The following is a 253-nucleotide window of genomic DNA, read 5'->3' as shown; positions in this document are numbered from 1 at the left end:
GCCATTACCAGAACCTTGGGCTGCCAATTGAGAATAGAAGCTAGATGATCGCGAGCTTCTGCTCTACCAAACATAAAGCTCAAACGCCAATCTATCGGCATTCTTCCGTCAGGCGCTAAAATCCCTACCCCTTTGGCAATCAAGCGATGACAGCAAGAAAAATGCTCAATACTAAAATTTTCAACCCAGTCGGTAACAATAAGAACAGCTGATTTTTTATGGAAAAAGACACATTCTTGCATTGCAGGGGAGC

Annotated in this window: 1 protein-coding gene; it reads right to left on the bottom strand. The window is 43.5% G+C overall.

The window, feature by feature from the left end; all coding sequences use genetic code 11:
* The coding region (locus Q4528_RS14910; RefSeq protein ID WP_303522454.1) for a hypothetical protein at nucleotides 1-253 on the bottom strand (253 nt) is incomplete at both ends.

The sequence above is a fragment of the Staphylococcus pasteuri genome (assembly GCF_030547725.1).
GTDB lineage: Bacteria > Bacillota > Bacilli > Staphylococcales > Staphylococcaceae > Staphylococcus > Staphylococcus pasteuri.
The sequence above is the reverse complement of the archived record's forward strand: the minus strand, read 5'-3'. Positions and strand labels throughout refer to the sequence as shown.